This window comes from Bulleidia sp. zg-1013 (genome assembly GCF_019798045.1).
In the GTDB taxonomy this organism is placed as follows: Bacteria; Bacillota_I; Bacilli_A; order Erysipelotrichales; family Erysipelotrichaceae; genus Bulleidia.
Window position 1 is genome coordinate 1 of the sequence record NZ_JAGXEX010000022.1, and the last position, 1,645, is coordinate 1,645.

At 35.3% G+C, this 1,645-nt stretch carries 2 protein-coding genes; both read right to left on the minus strand.

Annotation, left to right across the window (positions count from 1 at the left end; translation table 11 throughout):
- Positions 1-537, minus strand: a 537-nt coding sequence (locus K7I92_RS07365; RefSeq protein ID WP_220282610.1) for a restriction endonuclease subunit S, incomplete at its 3' end; no start/stop codon positions are given.
- A 13-nt stretch (positions 538-550) separates the two neighbouring features.
- Positions 551-1,531 carry a site-specific tyrosine recombinase/integron integrase gene (gene xerA, locus K7I92_RS07370; protein ID WP_222150684.1) on the minus strand — a complete coding sequence of 327 codons (981 nt, stop codon included), beginning with the start codon at positions 1,529-1,531 and terminating at the stop codon, positions 551-553.
- Positions 1,532-1,645 lie beyond the last annotated feature (114 nt).

Below are 1,645 nucleotides of genomic sequence, written 5' to 3' on the forward strand. Positions count from 1 at the left end.
TAAATTATTGTTTATTCTATCATTTTCTTCAATTTTATTATCAATAGAGTCAAGCACAGAAGCTATCCTCTCTTGCACTTTCTTATCTTTCGGAATATAAACAGCAATATTCTCCATCGTATTTCTTGATACTTCTTTAAATGTTGTTCCACTCCCCATACCTTCGATTTTATTCTTATTATATTTGAGCAAATAATACAAAAAAATTGGGTCGGTGTTTTCATTCGGAATAACACTCTTAAATCCTTGATTAGTACATACATCATTTGCAGCAATAGCCACATATCCTATCGGCGCTCTTGAAGAAAACAACACCGTATTCTTTGGTAGCAACTGTGTAGAACAGCTTTTCAACCCTATTTCAGTAATATTTCTTTCGCCACTCTGAATGTATCGACCACTGAATGTAGATAAATCTTTAGGTGTTATCCAAGCAATAGTTCCGTTTTCATAATTCTCAAGTTTTTTCGTCGAAGGAGTTGCACCACCGACAACCGTTCCAATATCAGATATTTTGCATTCAATCCATACAGACATATCAGTTTCCTCTCTATCCTATATATTTCCTATGAGCAATCTTAACATTGCTCTGTTTAACCATTGCATATTGCAAGGTCGTGTCTATTTTTCTATGCCCTAAAAGCTGTTGCAATTGCTCAATAGGCATTCCTTTATCTATCGCCATAGTTGCAAGAGTCCGCCTAAATTTGTGTGGATGTACCTTTTGCAAACCTAATTTCTTTCCGTATTCTCTTAATCTCACTTCAACCCCACCGATTTTCAACCTTTCATTAGGCGCTTTCAATGATACAAACAGAGCAGGATTATTATCTATTCTACTGCTAATATAATTCTGCAAGTGAATCTTCGTTCTTGCATCAAAATAAACAACTCTTTCTTTACTGCCCTTACCGAAAACAATACATTCTCTCTCATTGAAATCAATATCATTTCGGTTAAGCAACACCATCTCACCAACACGCATACCTGTTGATGCAAGCATATCAATCATTGCCAAATCTCGTAGTTCAGTGCAGTTATCACGCATAAGTTCTAACGCTTCATCAGAGTAGGTCTCCTTTATGTTTGTACCAGTTTTAACTTTGTGTATACGTCGCACTGGGCTTTTCAGTATATAGTCCTCATCCTCCAACCAAGAGAAGAAACTCGAAAGAATACGGCGAATATTATCTATTGTAACTTTACTTGACTTTTTATTTTCCTGATATTCTGTCAGGTATCCTCTTATATCATCTGTAACTATGTGTTTGACATCTTTTTTGAGTTTATCAAGCATAGCTTCAATAGTAGCTTTGTAATATTTAAGAGATTTCTCGGAGCAGCCCTCTATTCTCTTTGCCGATAAGAACAGTTCTACAAAGTTATGTTCCAAAGTTTTCTCTTGTTGTTTTTCCTTTACATCATAGTTTACAAGGGTATATTGCAAAACCTCTTGTAGCTTTTCGTTTTGTGCATTGTTCAAGTATGGTAACATTCCTTGAACAACATCTTTGATTAAATCTTGTTTCACAGTCAATCCTCCTTTATTTATTCTTAGAGAACGACTATGGAGTGGAAGTCCCCTGATATTAACTCTCGCCACCCACGAGAGTTATTGGTATTTTGTATGCTAAACAATAATTTA